The sequence below is a fragment of the Paraglaciecola sp. genome, assembly GCF_051252315.1.
GTDB lineage: Bacteria > Pseudomonadota > Gammaproteobacteria > Enterobacterales > Alteromonadaceae > Paraglaciecola.
In genome coordinates this window covers 1-18,669 of the sequence record NZ_JBPOFP010000091.1, presented here as the reverse complement: position 1 = coordinate 18,669, position 18,669 = coordinate 1, and the positions used below count along the sequence as shown (strand labels likewise).

The 18,669-nt window shown below is 38.9% G+C and carries 13 protein-coding genes; 7 read left to right on the top strand and 6 right to left on the bottom strand.

Going from position 1 to position 18,669, the window contains the following annotated elements; genetic code table 11:
* Nucleotides 1-432, bottom strand: a 432-nt coding sequence (locus tag ACSHXM_RS15985) for an AraC family ligand binding domain-containing protein (protein ID WP_435690268.1), incomplete at its 3' end; no start/stop codon positions are given.
* 123 nt (nucleotides 433-555) lie between these two features.
* Between ACSHXM_RS15985 and ACSHXM_RS15980 the strand changes: the two genes are divergently transcribed.
* The 5 genes from ACSHXM_RS15980 to ACSHXM_RS15960 are packed head-to-tail and all read left to right on the top strand — an operon-like array spanning nucleotide 556 to nucleotide 10,322.
* Nucleotides 556-1,938 carry a c-type cytochrome domain-containing protein gene (locus ACSHXM_RS15980; RefSeq protein ID WP_435690266.1) on the top strand — a complete coding sequence of 461 codons (1,383 nt, stop codon included), beginning with the start codon at nucleotides 556-558 and terminating at the stop codon, nucleotides 1,936-1,938.
* A 1-nt stretch (nucleotide 1,939) separates the two neighbouring features.
* Nucleotides 1,940-3,103: a 6-bladed beta-propeller gene (locus ACSHXM_RS15975; RefSeq protein WP_435690264.1), complete on the top strand. Its 1,164-nt coding sequence runs from the start codon at nucleotides 1,940-1,942 to the stop codon at nucleotides 3,101-3,103.
* Entirely contained in the window at nucleotides 3,103-6,324 is a 3,222-nt protein-coding gene (locus tag ACSHXM_RS15970; RefSeq protein WP_435690262.1) for a DUF1553 domain-containing protein, read from the top strand. Before ACSHXM_RS15975 ends, ACSHXM_RS15970 begins: the two co-directional genes overlap by 1 nt.
* Before the next feature lie 24 nt (nucleotides 6,325-6,348).
* Nucleotides 6,349-7,764, top strand: a complete 1,416-nt coding sequence (locus tag ACSHXM_RS15965; protein ID WP_435690260.1) for a DUF1501 domain-containing protein — start codon at nucleotides 6,349-6,351, stop codon at nucleotides 7,762-7,764.
* Nucleotides 7,764-10,322 (top strand): glycoside hydrolase family 2 TIM barrel-domain containing protein, encoded by a 2,559-nt coding sequence (locus ACSHXM_RS15960; RefSeq protein WP_435690258.1) that lies wholly within the window; start codon nucleotides 7,764-7,766, stop codon nucleotides 10,320-10,322. The genes ACSHXM_RS15965 and ACSHXM_RS15960 overlap by 1 nt, the downstream gene beginning before the upstream one ends.
* A 55-nt stretch (nucleotides 10,323-10,377) precedes the next feature.
* Here the strand turns inward: ACSHXM_RS15960 and ACSHXM_RS15955 are convergent, their stop codons facing one another.
* The 3 genes from ACSHXM_RS15955 to fucP form a co-directional block, all read right to left on the bottom strand.
* The gene (locus ACSHXM_RS15955) at nucleotides 10,378-11,244 is read right to left on the bottom strand and encodes a 3-keto-disaccharide hydrolase (protein WP_435690255.1); all 867 of its coding nucleotides are present in this window, start codon (nucleotides 11,242-11,244) and stop codon (nucleotides 10,378-10,380) included.
* A gap of 37 nt (nucleotides 11,245-11,281) precedes the next feature.
* Entirely contained in the window at nucleotides 11,282-12,547 is a 1,266-nt protein-coding gene (locus ACSHXM_RS15950) for a glycoside hydrolase family 117 protein (protein ID WP_435690253.1), read from the bottom strand.
* Between the two features lie 80 nt (nucleotides 12,548-12,627).
* Nucleotides 12,628-14,010, bottom strand: a complete 1,383-nt coding sequence (gene fucP, locus ACSHXM_RS15945; RefSeq protein WP_435690251.1) for an L-fucose:H+ symporter permease — start codon at nucleotides 14,008-14,010, stop codon at nucleotides 12,628-12,630.
* Between the two features lie 150 nt (nucleotides 14,011-14,160).
* On the opposite strand from fucP, the gene ACSHXM_RS15940 reads away from it, so the two are divergent.
* Nucleotides 14,161-15,687, top strand: a complete 1,527-nt coding sequence (locus ACSHXM_RS15940; RefSeq protein ID WP_435690249.1) for a UxaA family hydrolase — start codon at nucleotides 14,161-14,163, stop codon at nucleotides 15,685-15,687.
* 162 nt (nucleotides 15,688-15,849) lie between these two features.
* Here the strand turns inward: ACSHXM_RS15940 and ACSHXM_RS15935 are convergent, their stop codons facing one another.
* The gene (locus ACSHXM_RS15935) at nucleotides 15,850-16,686 is read right to left on the bottom strand and encodes an amidohydrolase family protein (protein ID WP_435690247.1); all 837 of its coding nucleotides are present in this window, start codon (nucleotides 16,684-16,686) and stop codon (nucleotides 15,850-15,852) included.
* Nucleotides 16,676-17,695 carry a zinc-binding alcohol dehydrogenase family protein gene (locus ACSHXM_RS15930; RefSeq protein WP_435690245.1) on the bottom strand — a complete coding sequence of 340 codons (1,020 nt, stop codon included), beginning with the start codon at nucleotides 17,693-17,695 and terminating at the stop codon, nucleotides 16,676-16,678. The genes ACSHXM_RS15935 and ACSHXM_RS15930 overlap by 11 nt, the downstream gene beginning before the upstream one ends.
* 315 nt (nucleotides 17,696-18,010) lie before the next feature.
* On the opposite strand from ACSHXM_RS15930, the gene ACSHXM_RS15925 reads away from it, so the two are divergent.
* A complete protein-coding gene (locus ACSHXM_RS15925; RefSeq protein WP_435690243.1) occupies nucleotides 18,011-18,667 on the top strand; it encodes a putative glycoside hydrolase in 657 nt (218 codons plus the stop codon).
* Nucleotides 18,668-18,669 lie beyond the last annotated feature (2 nt).

Here is an 18,669-nt window from a genome sequence, read left to right as displayed (position 1 = left end):
GTCTTGTGTCAATTCAACTAGCTGAAGAAACTGTTGTAAAATATTGGATTCATTAGCGCATTTAATGCCCAACGCTTCACCATACAACATAAACAAATCTAATCCCGAATCCACTCTCGCTTGGAAATGAACCCACACAAAATCCAAGTCACCGATACAATAATGAGACTCCAATTGATACGCTGGTATTAGGTATATATGCCCTGCTTTTAGTTGAATTTGTTTATCCTTAAATTGTAAAACTCCTTCTCCAGACTTGATATAATACAAACGGTTATAATGATTAATAAACTCACTACCCGCCCACTCCTGGCCAATTTTCATATCAAATGCCGCGTACACGTGGAATTGAGTACGACTAAATACCTCATCAGGCATCAGGTTTTCCCATACGAAACCACCCGACCCTGTCTCATACTTATCTGGAATCATTTATTTTCGCGCCTTTTATCGATGAAAAGTCAATTTTACACAAAACAGTGTCAATTTTCACCCTTCCTAAAGTATTAACAACTTATTAATATAACTTTCTAAATTTGCAATTAAGTATTTTAAATGGATATCACTCAGTTTTTCGGTAGATTTCATGTTTTAGTCTTACATCTACCCATAGGTATATTAATGTTAGCGGCTCTTTGGGAGCTAGCTATTCAAGTTAAGAATTCGACTCGTTCACCACTACTCAATGTGATTTGGTTTTGGGGTGCCATTTCAGCCATATTTGCTTGTATATTAGGCTGGATGTTAACCCAAGCTGGCGGATATTCTGCCGAAGCAGTATTCATCCACCGTACTTTCGGAATTCTTACTGCCTGTATAGCCATACTGAGTTTTGTCTACTTTACAGTGGCTGATAAATTAAATAGCTTTATCGTTTATAGCCTTACTTTAGGCCAACTATTTTTATTATTTAGCACTGGTCATTATGGGGCAAATATGACCCATGGAGAAACCTATTTAGTTGACCATGCGCCAAACCTTTTACGCACGAGTTTAGGTTTTCCTCCTCACAAACGACCCAGATCCAAAGTCACATCACTTGAACAAGCCGATATTATTTTGGATGTGATCCAGCCTATGTTGAATAAACGTTGTATTAGTTGTCATAACGACAATAAACTCAAAGGAAAGCTAAATTTAACTTCCATTAAAAGCATCATGAATGGTGGTAAATCAGGGCCCGCAATAGTCGCTAAAGATTTGCATAAGAGTGAGCTATACCAGCGAATTACCCTAGACCATTCAGAAAAAGGCTTTATGCCCGCGGAAGGTAAAACCCCTTTTACTGAGGTACAGACTAAAACGCTTGAGTGGTGGATTAAAATTGGAGCCCCTGAACTAGGTAAAGTCAGTGAGTTTGTACAAAACAAAGAAGACAAAAAATTATTAAAAGACGTACTTGGTATTGCTAGCGGTGTTGTCTTAGCTGACATTCCAGCAATTACCCAACAACAAGAGATTAAATTAGTTAAAGCCGGGTTTGTGTTCAAACGCCGCTCTCAGAAAGAAAACTATTTAGACGTCGATTTATCTGTGAAAAATCAAAATTTGACGGACTCTGGTGTTAACGCTTTGTTAAACATAAGCCAGCATGTCGTGTCTTTAAACTTACGTCAAACTCAAACTACAGATGTTCAATTAGCACAAATAGCAAAGCTTACAAATTTGCAAAAACTAAGACTAGAAAGAAACCCTATCACCAGCAATGGCATAAACACACTCTCGTCACTTAGCCATTTAAAAAGTTTAAATTTATACAAAACCCATGTAGACGACAATTTGTTGCCTTTATTAAGAGACTTCCCTGCACTCAAACATGTTTACGTGGGCGAAACAAAAATCAGTAACGCGGGGTTAAGTGAGTATAAAAACAATTCAGAAATTAACATCCAAGGTGTTTTACCTGTGTCTGCAGCTGACGTGAACAAAGGAAAATAAAATGAGTTCAATCGATCAAAATAAACGTAAATTCATGAAGAATACTTCAAGCCTTGGTGCCACTCTATTAATGGCTGGCATAGCAAGTTCTAGTCAAGCTCATGAACCAGAAAAGAAACCACTGCCCAAAGCAGGAAGAGATCAAGCCCATGGCAAAATAGTTGGCCATGGTGATTTCAAATACAAGGTTAAATCTTTATGGGGTAATTTAGACCCAAGTAAAGTACCTGTTGAAAATTGTCATGGCTTAGATGTTGACTCTAAAGGTCGTATTATTATGGTAACTGACAGTGACGTAAATAACTTTGTTATTTATAACAAAGATGGAAAGCTTTTAGACGCTTGGGGAACACAATACCCAGGCGCTCACTCAGTTAAAATATCAAATGAAAACGGCGAAGACTTTATATATATAGTCGATTGCGGATGGGTGTTAGATAGAAACCGCCCAGATAACCAATGGAAGAATAAGTGGTATAGGCAAAATGGTTTCATTGCTAAGTTAACCTTAGATGGGAAGTTGGTATACACAATCGGGCATCCTGTCACACTCGGTATTTATACGCCTGACATGCGATACCAGCCTACCGATATATGTATTGCACCAAATGGAGACCTATATGTAACGGATGGTTATGGCTCTGATTTTGTCATTCATTACGACAGTAATGGCAAATACATCAGACATTGGGGTGGCCACAAGAATGACAACAAAGCGCTAAACTTAAATAATACCCATGGTATTGGGGTCGATACCCGAGATCCAAACAATCATCATTTATTAGTCAGCTCCCGAGCAGAAAGAGAAATTAAAAAATATAGTTTAGACGGTAAACTTTTAGGTGCAATTGAGTTGCCCGGAGCTTATGTCGGTGGGCCTATTTTTAAAGGTGAACACTTTTATGCACCAGTATGTTGGTCGCATATTGATAACAAAATGGCGCCCAATTCTGGCTTTATTACCATATTGGACAAAAACAATAAGGTGGTATCTAATCCTGGAGGATTGGAACCCAAATACACTAACGGACAACTGCAGCCCATGCAGTCCAACTATGATGTATTTAACCACTGCCATGCTGTGTGTGTTGATGATGATGAAAATCTTTATGTAGGCCAATGGAATGCCAATCAATGTTATCCCATTAAGTTGGAGCGTGTGTAATGAAGGCAAGTCGTCAATTTGCTCTATTGGGTTTAAGCTTCACACTTTTTGGATGTAACCAAGAACCTGAAGTAACCTTTAGTGAACCGTTACCAGAAGTAGTAGATTTTAATTACCACGTAAAACCTATATTGTCAGATACCTGTTATTTGTGTCATGGCCCAGATAAAAGTAATGCCAAAGCGGGGTTAACTTTATCGACATTTACTGACGCCACACAACATATCACCGAAAGTGGATTAGCTGCAATAGTGGCCGGAAATGCCCAAGACAGTGAGGCTTACCAGCGTATCATGTCAAGTGATGAAAACATCATCATGCCACCTCCAAATTCTCACTTAACGTTGAGTGACAGAGAAAAAGCCATAATCAAGAAGTGGATTGACCAAGGTGCTGAATATAAAAGGCATTGGGCATTGATTAAACCTGTCAAACAAAAGATACCTGAATTGACTTCTAAAGACATCGTTGAGAATAATTGGGGAAATAACCCAATAGATAACTTTATTGGTAAACAACTCGAATACAAAGGGTTAAATCCAAGTATTAAAGCGGATCCAGAAAGTTTGATAAGACGCCTAAGTTTTGACTTAACCGGTCTTCCACCAACAATTGAACAAATAGATAACTATCTAGCTAACTCAGACGAATCCGCCACAGAAAACCTAATTGACGAGCTAATCAAATCACCGGCTTTTGGAGAACGTTTAGCGACTGAATGGCTAGATGTAGCCCGCTATGCAGATACACACGGTTACAGCACAGACTTTTATCGTGATATGTCTCCTTATCGAGATTGGGTCATTAATTCCTTCAATCAAAATAGACCCTTCAACGAATTTGTGACTTGGCAAATTGCGGGTGATTTACTAGAAAACCCCAATCAAGAACAGATCTTGGCTACCGCGTTTAATCGCATACATGCGCAAAATGGTGAAGGCGGAATAGTGAATGAAGAGTTTAGGGTCGAATATGTAAAAGACAGAGTACAAACCATAGGTACAGGGCTATTGGGCTTAACTATGCATTGTGCACAATGTCATGACCATAAATATGACCCTATCAGTGCAAAGGATTATTATTCTACGTATGCATTTTTTAATAACTTAGATGAGTCAGGCCAAATTTCTTACGACCCAAATGACATGCCAGTGCCTACTTTGATGTTGCCTAACGACGATCAAAAAGAAAAAGTTGTTCAATTAAATAATAAAGTGTCTGCCATAGAAAATGTTCTTCAAGAGATGCAAACACCTAATGGAACCTTTCAAGCCTGGTTAGATAAAAATTCAACCACAAGTTTGGGCTCTAAGGCTGATGGAAATGGCGCTTTGATAGCCCACTTTAAATTTGATTCTGGCGACAGCACAGATGTGATAGTTAATGCCCTAGACCCTAAAACACCAGGTCGAGTGATGTTTGGTGCTAAACCTAAGAAAAAGAATGGGCCTAAAATTAATCACGTTCAAGATGAACAGCGTCAAACAATTAAGCTAAACGGCGACGACGCGTTATATTTCCCTCATTTAAATGGTTATCACAGAAGCAAACCATTTAGTTTAAGTATTGACGTAAAAGTCCCAGAAAAAATTGAAGAAGGTGTATTAGTACACTACAACAAAGCCGGCATCTTATATAACTTCAAGGGCTTTGATTTAGGGATTGAGGATAACCACTGGATGGTTCGTTTTGCTCACTCTTACCCGTTTAATGCGCTAAAAATAAAAGGGAAAAAAACTGTCAAAAGAAATACCTGGCAAAACGTGGCGATAAGTTATGACGGTTCTTCTAAATCAGAAGGCATTAAACTGTATATCGATGGTCAATTCATAGAAACCGAAGTTGAAAGAGACAATTTATATAAAGAAATAGAGCATACCCGTGAGGGTGTTAGAAAAGAAATCGGTCTTAAAATAGGCGCCCGCTGGCGTAGCAGAGGTCTTCCCAATGCATTAGTTGATAACTTTAAAGTTTACTCTAGAGAGTTGACATCTATTGAGTTTGCCAATCACTTTCCAAATGTGAATGCTAAGCCAAGTAAAGACCAGCTGTTGGCTTTGTTCAATCAAACCGTAAACCAAGAATATAGTACTAATTTAAAAGAACTAGAAAAGGCTCGTTTTGAACATAATCAGTTAGTTGAAGACATCCAAGAAATTATGGTCATGCATGAAATGCCAGAACAAAGACAAGCTTACGTGCTTAACCGAGGCAGTTACGCTAACCATGGAGAGCCAGTATCACCCGGTGTGCCAGAGCGGATCATGCCATTTGATCAATCCTGGCCGAAGAATCGTTTGGGATTGGCTAAGTGGTTAACATCCAAAGACAATCCATTAGTTGCGCGCGTAGTCATAAATCGATATTGGCAACTCATTTTTGGCAATGGTTTGGTTAGGACCCCAGAAGATTTTGGAAACCAAGGTCAACTTCCGTCCCACCCTGCTCTATTAGATTGGTTAGCCATTGAATTTATTAGCTCTGGTTGGGATGTTAAACACATGCTTAAACTTATGGTCTCCTCAGCAACGTACCAACAGTCTTCAAAAAGCACACCTGAGCTGAACGAAACTGATCCTGAAAATGTTTGGTTAGCCAAAGGGCCTAGTGCCCGTTTAAGCGCCGAAATGATCCGCGATAATGCCCTAGCTGCTAGCAAGCTACTAGTTAGAAAAATTGGTGGTGAAAGTGTTAAGCCGTATCAACCAAACGGTATATGGAAAATGAATAACATGACCTACGAACGAGGCTCGGGTGAGGACTTATACCGCAGAAGTATGTATACCATTTATAAACGGAGTGCTCCGCCCCCTAACCTAATGGCATTTGACGCTCCGTCTAGAAGTTATAGTGTAGGCACTCGTCAACGGACAAGCACACCGTTGCAAGCTTTAGCCTTGTTAAACGATCCACAAATTATTGAAGCATCAAAGGTTTTGGCTGATCAATTAATAGCTAATGTAGACAGTGTTAGTGAAAGGCTTTCACAAAGTTATCGCTTGATCACTAGTCGGGTTCCCAGCCCTAATGAACTAAATGTGATTGAAAAAATGTATCAGCAAAGTTTGGCTGATTTTACAAACAATCCAGAACAAATAGCAGAGTTGTTAGCCATTGGTGACAAAGAAATTACTGATGAAAATTCGACACCAGAACTTGCCGCGTTAACGTCGGTAACTAATATATTAATGAACCACGACGCAGCCGTTATCAAACGATAAAGCAAAGAGGTAGAGGATTACATTATGGATCGCAGAGATTTTATTCGTCGTAGTTTATTAAGTGCAGGTGTTGGTGCCAGTAGTCTAGCTGGTATGCCGAACATGGCCATGGCACAACAAGCAAAAGATTTAAGTGGCATATTAGGTAGCCCCCATATACCAGCCAAAGCAAAACGTGTTATCTACTTATTTCAAAGTGGTGGACCGTCACAATTAGAAACTTTTGACTACAAACCAACCTTAGACAAACGTCACGGGCAAGAGCTACCTGCTGAAGTTCGTGGTGAGCAGGTATTAACGGGTATGAGCGCCCAACAGAGTTCATTTCCTTTAGCTCGAAGTGTTTATGACTTTAAACAATATGGTGAAACAGGTGCTTGGGTAAGTGAACTATTACCACACACAGCGAAAGTGGTTGACGACTTATGTATCATTCGATCAATGCATACTGACGCCATTAACCATGATCCAGCTATTACCTTTTTGCAAACTGGTTTCCCAATTGCTGGGCGCCCTAGTATCGGTGCATGGGTTAATTATGGTTTAGGTTCCGACAACCCTAACCTCCCACCTTTTATAGTCATGGTGTCTAGTAACAGTGGCGGCCAACCCTTGTATTCAAGGTTATGGGGAAATGGTTTTTTACCTTCAATCCATCAAGGAGTGCAATTTAGAGGCGGCGCAGAACCGGTGCTTTATCTTAATAATCCACAAGGTATTTCTACCACGTCAAGACGTGACTTATTTCAACAGTTTAAGAAGTTACAAGATCTCCAATACCAAACTTGGCAGGATCAAGAAATTCAATCACGGGTTGCTCAATACGATATGGCTGAAAGAATGCAAGCATCGATTCCCGATGCCACAGATCTTTCAGACGAACCGGATTGGGTTTTTGATATGTACGGCCCTGATGCTAAAAAACCAGGCACTTATGCGGCAAACTGCTTGTTAGCCCGTCGACTAGCCGAACGTAACGTTAAGTTTATTCAACTCTACCACCAGGGATGGGATCAACACGACAATTTACCTGGTGGTATTAAGGCTCAATGTCAAAAAACAGATCAGGCATCAGCCGCACTAATTCAAGATCTCAAACAACGAGGGTTGCTAGAAGATACTTTAGTCATTTGGGGCGGTGAATTCGGCAGAACAAACTACTCTCAGGGAAAACTAACTGAAACTGGTTATGGAAGAGACCATCACCCAGGATGTTTCTCAATGTGGATGGCTGGTGCAGGTGTAAAACCAGGCGTATACGGCGAAACCGATGAGTTTGGATATAACATTATAAAAGACCCAGTTCATGTCCACGATTTTCAAGCTACCTTAATGCATTTGATGGGCATAGATCACGAACAATTGACCTACAAATATCAAGGGCGACGTTTTCGACTAACTGATGTACATGGCAAAGTTATGAAGGATATATTGACCTAATGAAATATAGATATAGTTCTAAATTAGTAAGCATTTTAATTGTCCTTTTAGGGTTAAGTGCACCCACTTATGGCGATTCTGTATCTATCGACAACCCGTTAACCAAAAGACAAGAGATTGATTTTAATTTTGGTTGGAAGTTTACCTTAGGCAAAAATAAAGATGCCTATAAAGAAAATTACGACGATAGCAATTGGCGTCACATTCGTTTACCTCATGATTGGAGTATTGAAGCTGACTATGCTGAGCATAACCGAGCTGGAGCTACTGCCTACCTACCTGGTGGCTTAGGCTGGTATCGAAAGTCTTTCATTAACCCTAATCCAATTGGCAAAACTCAGATATTGTTTGATGGCATTTATAATCACTCAAAAGTGTGGATAAATGGCCATTTACTGGGTGAGCGCCCTTATGGTTATGTCGGCTTTCATTACGATTTAACCCCTTACCTACACTCTGATAATAAACCCAATCACCTCGCTATATTTGTCGATAGATCACGGTATGTAGACTCACGTTGGTATACGGGTTCTGGTATTTACAGAAATGTCACTTTAGTGACGACCAATAAGGTCAACATCCCAATTTGGGGTAGTTTTGTAACAACGCCTGTTATCAATGAAAAAGAAGCTCAAATATCTATAAACACACGAATTAACAACGATTCACAATCAGATACTCAGCTCCTAGTACTGTCCGAATTACTTAACTCTGCTGGCAATACGATTCATACTGTGCAAACGCCAATTTTGGTTAATCAGAACCAAAACACCCAAATAGAGCAAAGTATAAAAGTTTCTAGTCCAACCCTTTGGAGTCCTGACTCTCCTACCCTCTACACTATAAAGACCAGCTTAAAATTAAATGGGCGCACCCTTGATACAACTAAAATTACAACAGGCCTAAGGTATTTTGAAAACCACCCAGTCAATGGATTTTCCTTAAATGGTAAGCCCACAAAAATTAAGGGTGTAAACATTCATCATGATGGAGGGTTAGTCGGGTCAGCTGTGCCAAAAGGTGTTTGGAAAAGACGATTACAAACATTAAAACAAGCTGGCGTGAATGCAATCAGAACAGCACATAACCCTGCATCAACAGAGTTTTTAGATCTTTGTGATGAACTAGGCTTTTTAGTCCAAGAAGAGGCCTTTGATGAATGGGACAATCCCAAAGACAAACGTAAAAACTTTAATCAATCTGGAGAAGTTGATTATATCACCCAAAGTTATAGCCATTACTTTGCACAATGGGCTGAACAAGATATTAAAGCCATGTTATACCGCGATAGAAATCACCCCTCAATATTCCAGTGGAGTATCGGTAATGAAATTGAATGGACATACCCAAGATACACTAATGCAACAGGATATTGGGATAAGCAGTACAAAGGGGCTCATAACTATTATTGGGATGAGCCACCATTTACTCAGCAACAAATTTTACAAAGGTTTATGGTTTCTCCTATCAAAGGGGCTGAACTTGTAAAAACTGCGGAAAATCTTTCTAAATGGACTAAACAAATAGATGATACCAGACCCGTTACTGCCAACCTTGTCACCCCAACCATTAGTCACGAAACTGGATTTACAGAGGTGTTGGATGTGGTGGGTTATAGCTATCGTCAAGCAGTGTATGAATTAGGGCATAAACATTATCCAGACAAAATGATTTTGGGAACTGAGAACTGGGTTCAATGGCATGAATGGAAAGCTATTTTAGATAACCCTTTCATTGCAGGCATTTTTGTGTGGACTGGCATTGATTACTTAGGCGAGGCGAATGGCCGCTGGCCTAAAAAAGGCAGTGGTTCAGGCATGTTAGATTTTGCAGGTTTTACCAAACCCAGCTATCACATGATGAAAACTGTGTGGGATGACACGCCACATTTATATCTGGCCACACAAACTTTAAAACAGTCTGCATATAAAAAACTTGGAAGTAACTTAGTAGAAAGTAATGCCGATGCATGGAAACAAAAAAAGTGGGGCTGGCATGCTCTTAATCAACACTGGAATTATCAACAAGGTGAAAGTATTGCAGTTGAGGTGTACACCAATCAAACCCGGGTTGAACTTTTTTTAAATGATAAGTCACTCGGTATTAAGCATCTAGAGAACCACCCTGATCGGATTTTAAAATGGTTAGTTCCATTTGATGCAGGCAAGTTAACTATTAAGTCCTTAGACACCCCTATCCAACAAAGCTTGCATACGGCTGGCAAGCCAGTTGGCATTCGACTAAGTACAGATAAAAAGAACTTACTGGCTGATGCTTATGACGTTGCTCACATCACAGCCCAATTAATTGATAAAGATGGTCACCCTGTCAAACATCTAAATAACAACATTCAATTTATAATTGACGAAAAACTCACTAATCTTGGGGTTGATAATGGTGCAGCAGACAATATTCAAAAACATAAAACAAATAACATTACTACGCACAATGGCAAAGCATTGTTGATTGTACAAAGTACTATTGATATGGGTAAAGCAACCGTTAAGGCGTCTATTGAAGGTTCCAAACAAGAAACACTTCACATTGTTATTCAATAACGGTTTTCTTAAATGCCCCTTTAAAAATTCATAGGGGCAATTTCATGTAGAGGGTTTAGTTTGGGAATTGGGTTAAACTTTTAATGTTTATATTTCGATAATAAACTTCCGCACCTTCAGATTGAATTTGTAATTGCCCAGAGGTTAAAGGAGCCCCTTGTTTATCTTTTGACTGCTCTACTACCATCACAGTTTCACCGTTTACTAAGAACTTAGCTATATCACCTAAAACCAATAAATCCACTTGGTTCCACTTGCCATTAGCATAGTCCGGCTCGATACTAGCGTGACTATATCCAGTGACTTTAGATAAATACTTACCATTGGGATCGTACGTTTGTTTACCCGTATTTGTTGCAGTCTTAATGACTCCGCTAGGACCTGCTAATGGAATATAGTCCCCAAAGTCCTTTTCCTGTATTTGCATCTCCTGACAGGCTTTCCATACTTTCCAAAAAGCGCCATGAGCTCCTTTACAATGGAATAAAACGCCAGAATCACGCTTGGCCTTAAGTCTTGGAGCCCACTTCTGTTCACCCCACTTAACTTGCATACTTAAATGATAGTTTTCAAATTCTTGCTTTGTGGTTAAACCACCATATATTTCACCTGTAATTTTTAATACCGGTTTATTATCTTCATAAATAATACTAAACACGTTTTTTGGATCATTATTAAGACCCATGGCGTTTGATGGGTCACCGTGTTTATTTAAATTATTTGCAGTAATAGTACCTTCCGGTAAGTTTTTGACCGAATTATGGGGGATACCCATCCATAATTCCCACTGACTTAAATCATTATCCAGTAAAGGTTTCCATGTATCTGTTAACTCAGTGATGCCGTTACTTGTAGACTGACATGACAGCAGTGAGGCAGCAACCAAAACACTGCTGCTTACCTTTAATCCAATTTGTTTCATCTTACAAAATTCCCAGTGTTTATCTTCAGTTCATTAACTATTTCTTCTTACCCATGACAGACTCACTGCGTTGCGCTTCCTTGTTAGGTGAAAAAGTAAACCTGGTGATGTAATTAAAACCTTCAAACCACTGTTTTCCCTTGGGAATGTGGTATTCATGAGATAAACCCCAAGCTAATGCTGCACCTGGGTATTTATCACCATTTAGTGAAGGCACTGTACCAATAGCATCTGGCACATCATTTATGTAGGATCTTATTTCAAAATTAATACCATCTTTAGCAAATTGCATGGTTCCTTGTTCTGGCCCATCTTTGCAAGAGATCATGGCGATACCATCTTGATATTGCCATATGGCTAATTCGTGACCACTTTGAGTAATAGGATTATATTCTGACTTGATATAAGGACCTTCAGGCCTATCACTGATGGCAACACCCCAACGGATCTCTCTACCGCCAGCTGTCTTGCGCTCTCCCATTCGTTCACCTTTGTAATAAAGGTAAAACTTATCTCGATAAAACATCAATGTAGGATCGTGGACTTTATGACTATCAAAGTCGCCCTGTTTTTTAACTAAAAATCGATTATCTTCTGTACCGTCCCAAATGCCATTGTTTGCGGCTGATAAAATAGGTTTATCCAACTTTTTCCATGGACCATGTGGGCTATCTGCTATCGCCATACCGACTTGGTTTTTAACACGGTTTAAGTAAGGGGCTTTAATGGTTTGATACACTAGGTAATATTTACCGCTATGTTCTAAAATTTCCGGCGTAAAGAGTGAACGGTCATCGTAGGCGCCTTTATCACCAAAGGTGACTGCCATGCCCTCTTCTTTCCATGTGATCCCATCTTTGGAGCTCGCATACCAGATTTCAGTTTTATCCCATGGAAACACCTTAGCGTCAGGATCTCCACTACCAAAACCATAACTGTCACCTTCTGATTTAGAATACCAAGTGTAGTAAAGTCCATCTATAAAGAGCACCTTACTTGGATCACGTCTTACTACGCCAGGCTCATATGCAAAGTCACCTTTAAGTGTTTGGGTACTAAAACGTCCAAACCATTCAGCATTTTTATGATAACCACGCGCTAAGGCTCGTTTTGAAGCCGCACTTAATTTTTTGGGGTCGCTGATGGCTAAAAAGTCATAGTCTGCTTGAGTATAACTAGCCGTTTCAACGAACGTTTTCGGTTGATGTTTATGTTTATCTTTGTTTGTTTCTACATGTAAAACACAGGACTGTAATAGTGCCCCAGTAACAACAGTTGCGAATAAGGCTTTGCTAGCTTTCATTCTTCAAAATCTCCATAAAAAAACTCCCCGTATTAAATCAAGACAGGGAGTGATTGTATACAATTAACTATAAATTAGATTTATACTTTGTATTTTGTGTGTGCTCTATAACCAAATATGCAAATCATTACGAAACAAATAGCGGGTAATATAAAAGAAGTTTGCACAGATGGAATGTTTCCAATTAATGAACCACCGTCTATCAGAGAACCTTGTAAAGGCGGCATTAACGCGCCTCCAACAATAGCCATCACTAAACCAGCAGAAGCTAAGCTAGCATCGTCACCCATACCTTTTAACGCGATACCATAAATTGTAGGGAACATAAGAGACATACAAGCTGAGATACCAATCAAGCTATAAAGCCCGACATACCCGCCTACAAAAATGACAGGAATAGATAGCAATAAACCTCCAGTAGCAAGCACCATCAATAATTGGCCAGGACGAATGAAACCTAATAAGAAAGTACAAATAAAACGACTAGCTAAGAAAATTCCCATAGCCCACATATTGTAACCTTGGGCTTCTGCTGCGGTTAAACCAACAGATGTCATTCCATAATGAATAACAAATGTCCAACACATAATTTGCGCACCTACGTAAAATGCTTGCGCAATGACACCTTCTAGATAACAACCATTTTTAAATAAGCGTCCAAATGTTTCTTTTAATTCTTTCCCTGTTAACGGGTGATCATGAGAAATCGTACTTGGTAATTTATTAAATAAAAAAACAAAAAATAACACAGCAACAACGACTGCAATTGCAACATATGGCCCCTGCACTGTCGCTAAATCAGCTGCTTGCATGGCTTGGTGTTCGGTGGGGTTTGTTTTGGAAAAAGTTTCTAAAGCAGCAGTCAACTTACCATCTACAACAGAAGGTAACATATCAGCATATTCTGGATGTGCGGCCTGCTCTTTTTCTCTAAATTCAGCAACCTTTAGTTCATTTAGAATATAAGTAGACGCAATAAACATCCCCGTTAGTGAACCTATCGGGTTAAATGCCTGGGCTAAGTTTAAACGTTGGGTAGAGGTGTCGGGATGCCCCATAGACAATACATAAGGGTTTGCAGTTGTTTCTAATAATGCTAAACCACAGGTTAGGATCCATAATGCAGCGAGAAAATAAGTGAATTCAGCATGACTAGCCGCTGGGATAAACAAAGTTGCGCCTATAGCATATAGGGCTAATCCCAATAGAATCCCCGCTTTATAGGAGTATTTGCGAATAAATATTGCCGCGGGTAACGCCATCACGCCATATCCAAGATAAAACGCGAATTGGACTAAACTACTTTGTGCATTCGATATCAGAAAAATATCTTTAAATGCTTTTACTAAGGGATTAGTAACATCATTGGCAAATCCCCATAATGGAAATAAACTTGCTACTAATATAAACGGAAGAATATATTTTGCTTCCAATACTTTAGGCTTACTATAACCTTCACTCATTTTTCACTCCAATTCACTGTTCTAATTGTTATTCTCGAACTATGCACCATTTGTTAACAAATGTTAAGAACTTAATCAATCATTTATAAATTAACACATTCAAATATAAATGGTATATTAGCAGTAAGATTTGGATATATTGGAATATTTGTGAAAGACTTAACCTCATCAAACAAAGCGGTAAATGAACGATTAACCATACAAGTTCACCCTGACGACAATGTTATTGTAGCGATTCAACCTTTAAGCGAAGGCAAAACTATTAAAGCAAACAATACAGAGTTTACTTTACAAAGTGATATAACGGCTGGACACAAGGTGGCTATATCTGATGTTAAGAAAGGCCAGCATGTAATAAAGTATGGCTATAGTATAGGTTTAGCTACCCACGACATCTGTCAAGGCGAGCACATCCATAGTCATAACCTATCGACTAGTTTAGATGGAAGTGAATCTTTTACGTATAAAACCGAACCAGCCACACCAATAGTTAAGCCAAGCCCTCCAAGCTTTAACGGGTTTCTCAGAAATAATGGACAAGTTGGCATTCGAAATGAAGTTTGGGTAATTAATACTGTAGGTTGCGTTAATCAAGCAGCAAAGCGTATTACAGATTTATGTCGGCAAAAATTCACTGGCCAAGCTGACGACTTTATTGCCATAACCCACCCATACGGTTGTTCTCAATTGGGTGATGATTTATCCAACACTAAAAATTTATTGGGTAGTTTAATACAACACGCCAATGCTGGTGGCGTGTTAGTGATTGGTTTAGGCTGCGAAAACAATCAACTATCACAATTAATTGCAACCACAACAGGTTTAGACCCTGAACGTATCCGGTACTTTAACTCTCAAGAAGTATCGAATGAAATTGATGAAGGTGTTAACTGTGTTCAGGAGTTGTTGAACCAGATGGCTTCAGATAAACGCACACCACAACCGGTATCAAAATTAGCGTTAGGTATGAAATGTGGTGGTTCTGATGGTTTTAGTGGATTAACGGCAAATTCAATCGTAGGCAGAGTTACCGATAAATTAACAGGTTTTGGTGGGCGTGTAATTTTAACTGAAACCCCCGAAATGTTTGGTGCCGAACAAGTATTAATGGACCGAGCTCAATCAAAACAAATATTTGATGAAATTGTCAATTTAGTTGACGAGTTTAAACAATACTTTATTAGCAACAATCAACCCATCTATGAAAATCCTTCTCCGGGCAATAAAGCCGGGGGATTGACCACACTAGAAGAGAAATCTTTAGGTGCGATTCAAAAAGGCGGCAAAGCAATAATCAATGAAGTCATTGGTTACGGAATGAAAGCTTCTGTCAAACCTGGCTTAACACTTTTGCAAAGCCCTGGGAACGATGCGGTTTCTTCTACAGCTCTGGCTGCGGCAGGAGCAAATATAGTGTTGTTTACTACAGGTCGAGGCACACCATTGGGTTTTCCTGTTCCTACAGTCAAAATAGCGTCTAATTCTGACTTGGCAACACGTAAGGCGCATTGGATAGATTTTAACGCGGGTCAAATTTTAGATGCAGGTGTTGATGTAGATGAGTGTGCTGACAAACTGTTTGATTACATACTAGAAGTCGCTTCTGGTAAGTTGACCAATAATGAAATAAATGATAATCGTGAAGTCGCTATTTGGAAAAACGGGGTCACTTTATAGATTGGTTAACGCCTGTTCTTTAATTTTATCACCCAGCAATTAACTACAAATACTAAAAAAGCGATCTTTTGATCGCTTTTTTAAATGAAGAGAAGACTAACTTTCGTATATAGAATATCGAAGGTGCTACGAGGAAAACACTTTAAAACAAACTCTTTAAATTTATAATTGGTAAAATTTAACCGCATTCACGCCAAAAACTTGATCATAAGCCTCAGCGTAATTAGCCTTTACATAATCTTCTACTATTTGTTTTATATCTGTATAAGACCCACCTAGTAAACACACTGGCCAGTCTGAACCAAACATGACTCTACTGGCACTAAATGTTGAAAATATTGTGTCTAAATATGGTGTAAAATCACTGTTCTTCCAATTGCCAACATCAGCCTCAGTAACCATCCCTGAAACCTTGCAATATATATTTTCGAATTGCGCAATCTCTTGGATAGCATTTTTCCACTGCATAAAGTCACTACCATCAGCAATCTTTGGCTTAGCGATGTGGTCAACTACTATGGATAAAGAAGGTACCTTTTTAGCTAGTTCTATAGCCTGAGGCAATTGATGTGCAAAAATTAATAGGTCATAACAATACCCAAATTTTTGTAGAGTGTGTAAACCACTTATAAACTTATCTTCCAACATGAAGTTGGGATCAGGCTCGCCTTGCAATACATGGCGAAAACCTTTTAAAGTCGAATTACCATTAAAAGCCGCAAGTTGCAGCTCTAAGTCATCGGCTTTTATATCAATCCACCCCACAACACCTTTTATAAAGGTGTTGTTAGCGGCAAGCTCAAGCAACCAATTTGTTTCTTCTAATGATTGACGAGCCTGAACTGCCACACAGGCGTCGATATTGTTATTTGTCAGTACAGTTGATAGCTGCGATGGTAAAAAGTCTTTTCTAATGACCTTTTCTTCAACATCTATCCAACCATAATCTTCTTCTGTAAATTTCCAAAAATGCTGGTGAGAATCAACCCTAAGCATCATCCATCTCAATGACAGCTTTAATTACGCCAGATCCTGGTTTAGTCCAAGTTTGAAAACTCTCAACCATACTGCTGAATTTAGTCGAATGTGTGACGAACCCTTTACTTTTTAAAGTACCTGATTTTAACCCATTAACCACATTTTCAAAATCTTCTTTAGTCGCATTTCTGCTTCCAAGTAGCGTCGTTTCGCGTTTATGAAACTCTGGATCATTAAAACAAATATTAGCTTTAACTACACTGACGTAAACAATTTTTCCACCATGAGCCAAATTAGTAATTGCCGATTCCATTGCTTTTACATTGCCGGTGCAATCAATGATTACTGTAGGGAAATCACCATTAGTTAAATCACTTAACTGCTGAGTCACATCTCCTAACGCGTTAACTGTTCCATCAACAGCGTAATTATCAACACAAAACTTAGTCTTGTCTTGATCTATATCTGATACCAACACTTTAGCGCCAGACATTTTTGCAAATTGAATCGCCCCAATTCCAATAGGACCAGAACCCATCACCAAAACCGTGTCTGTAGCTTTTAGTTCAGCTCTACGAACTGCATGAGCACCAATAGAGAAACATTCAACTACAGCTAGATCATTAAAGCTTAACCCCTCAGTTTGAACCACATAATTCTTAGGGACACTTATGTACTCACACATACCGCCGTCTCTATGGACACCCAGTACTTCTATATTTGTACAGCAGTTTCCTTTGCCATTTCGACAAGCAATACAGTTTTCACAACTTATATAAGGAATAATGTATACGGCCTTACCTAATTCTAGGTCAACTCCCGCTCCGACACCTTCAATAACGCCTGACAACTCATGACCTAACACTCTCGGGTATTCGAAGAACGGTTGATTCCCACCAAATGCATGAATGTCGGTACCACACACACCAATGGACTTAATCTTGACCAAAACTTCGCCGGATTTAGGTTCAGGCTTTTCAAATTCTTTATGTTCAAGAATGCCTGGTTCAACACACACTACAGCTCTCATATGTGTTTTCTCTCCCTATGGTAAATAATCAAATTTATATTTAATAAAACAATTCTAAACCCACACCCTGTTTTTTACCAGAACTATTTGGATATGAACTCTATGTTTTATATTTAACAACTAGTGGATCGCCGTATATTTAACACTTTACTTAATCAACAACCCACTAAACACATAATTTACACGTAGATTATGTGTAATGCAAAATAATTTAGTAATGTTGCTAAAATGTTAACAAAAAACAAATGCAATCAGTATTAATTTATGCATAATAATTTTCATATGTGAATTCAAGTAACGAGTAGAGGAAACAAAATGAGCAATAAATTACCTTCTGTTAGTGGCCTTATGGCAGTAATCCTATTTTCGATGTTAATTTCAGCGAGCACAGTTCGTGCGGCCGATCCAGTTTCTCAATATATTATTAATGGAGAACCTGTGCCTAAGTGGGTCGGGTTTAGTGGCAACTCAGTAAACTATTTTGTGCCATTAGAAGATGGAATGAGCAAGACGGCTAAGAACAGTCTTATCATTAAATCAGTCGAAGAAGACGGTAGGAAGGCTCTACATATGAAATGGTCGGGGAAAACAGTTAAAACAGAATGGGGAAGTGACAGTACATCATTCTTTACAATTGGCAGGCATAAGGTGGATCTTTCTTCAGTTAAAGATGTGGCTGCTTTAGCGTTTGAAATTAAGGTTATTAGACCACCTAAGGATCAAGTGACACTGTCTATGCGTTGTAATTATTCCAATAAATGTAAAGGTGAGTTCCCACTAAAACAGATACTTAAAAGAATTGAGAAGAAAAAATGGCAAACACTACCGATTCCATTAAAGTGTTTTAGAAAAACTGGAAATTTCGATTACACGACTATCACTGATTTATTTAGCATTGAGACAAAAGGCAAGTTAGAAATAGAAATTCGAAGTGTTCAGCTGGTTGCAGCTCCTAAAAACAGTAACTGCTAATT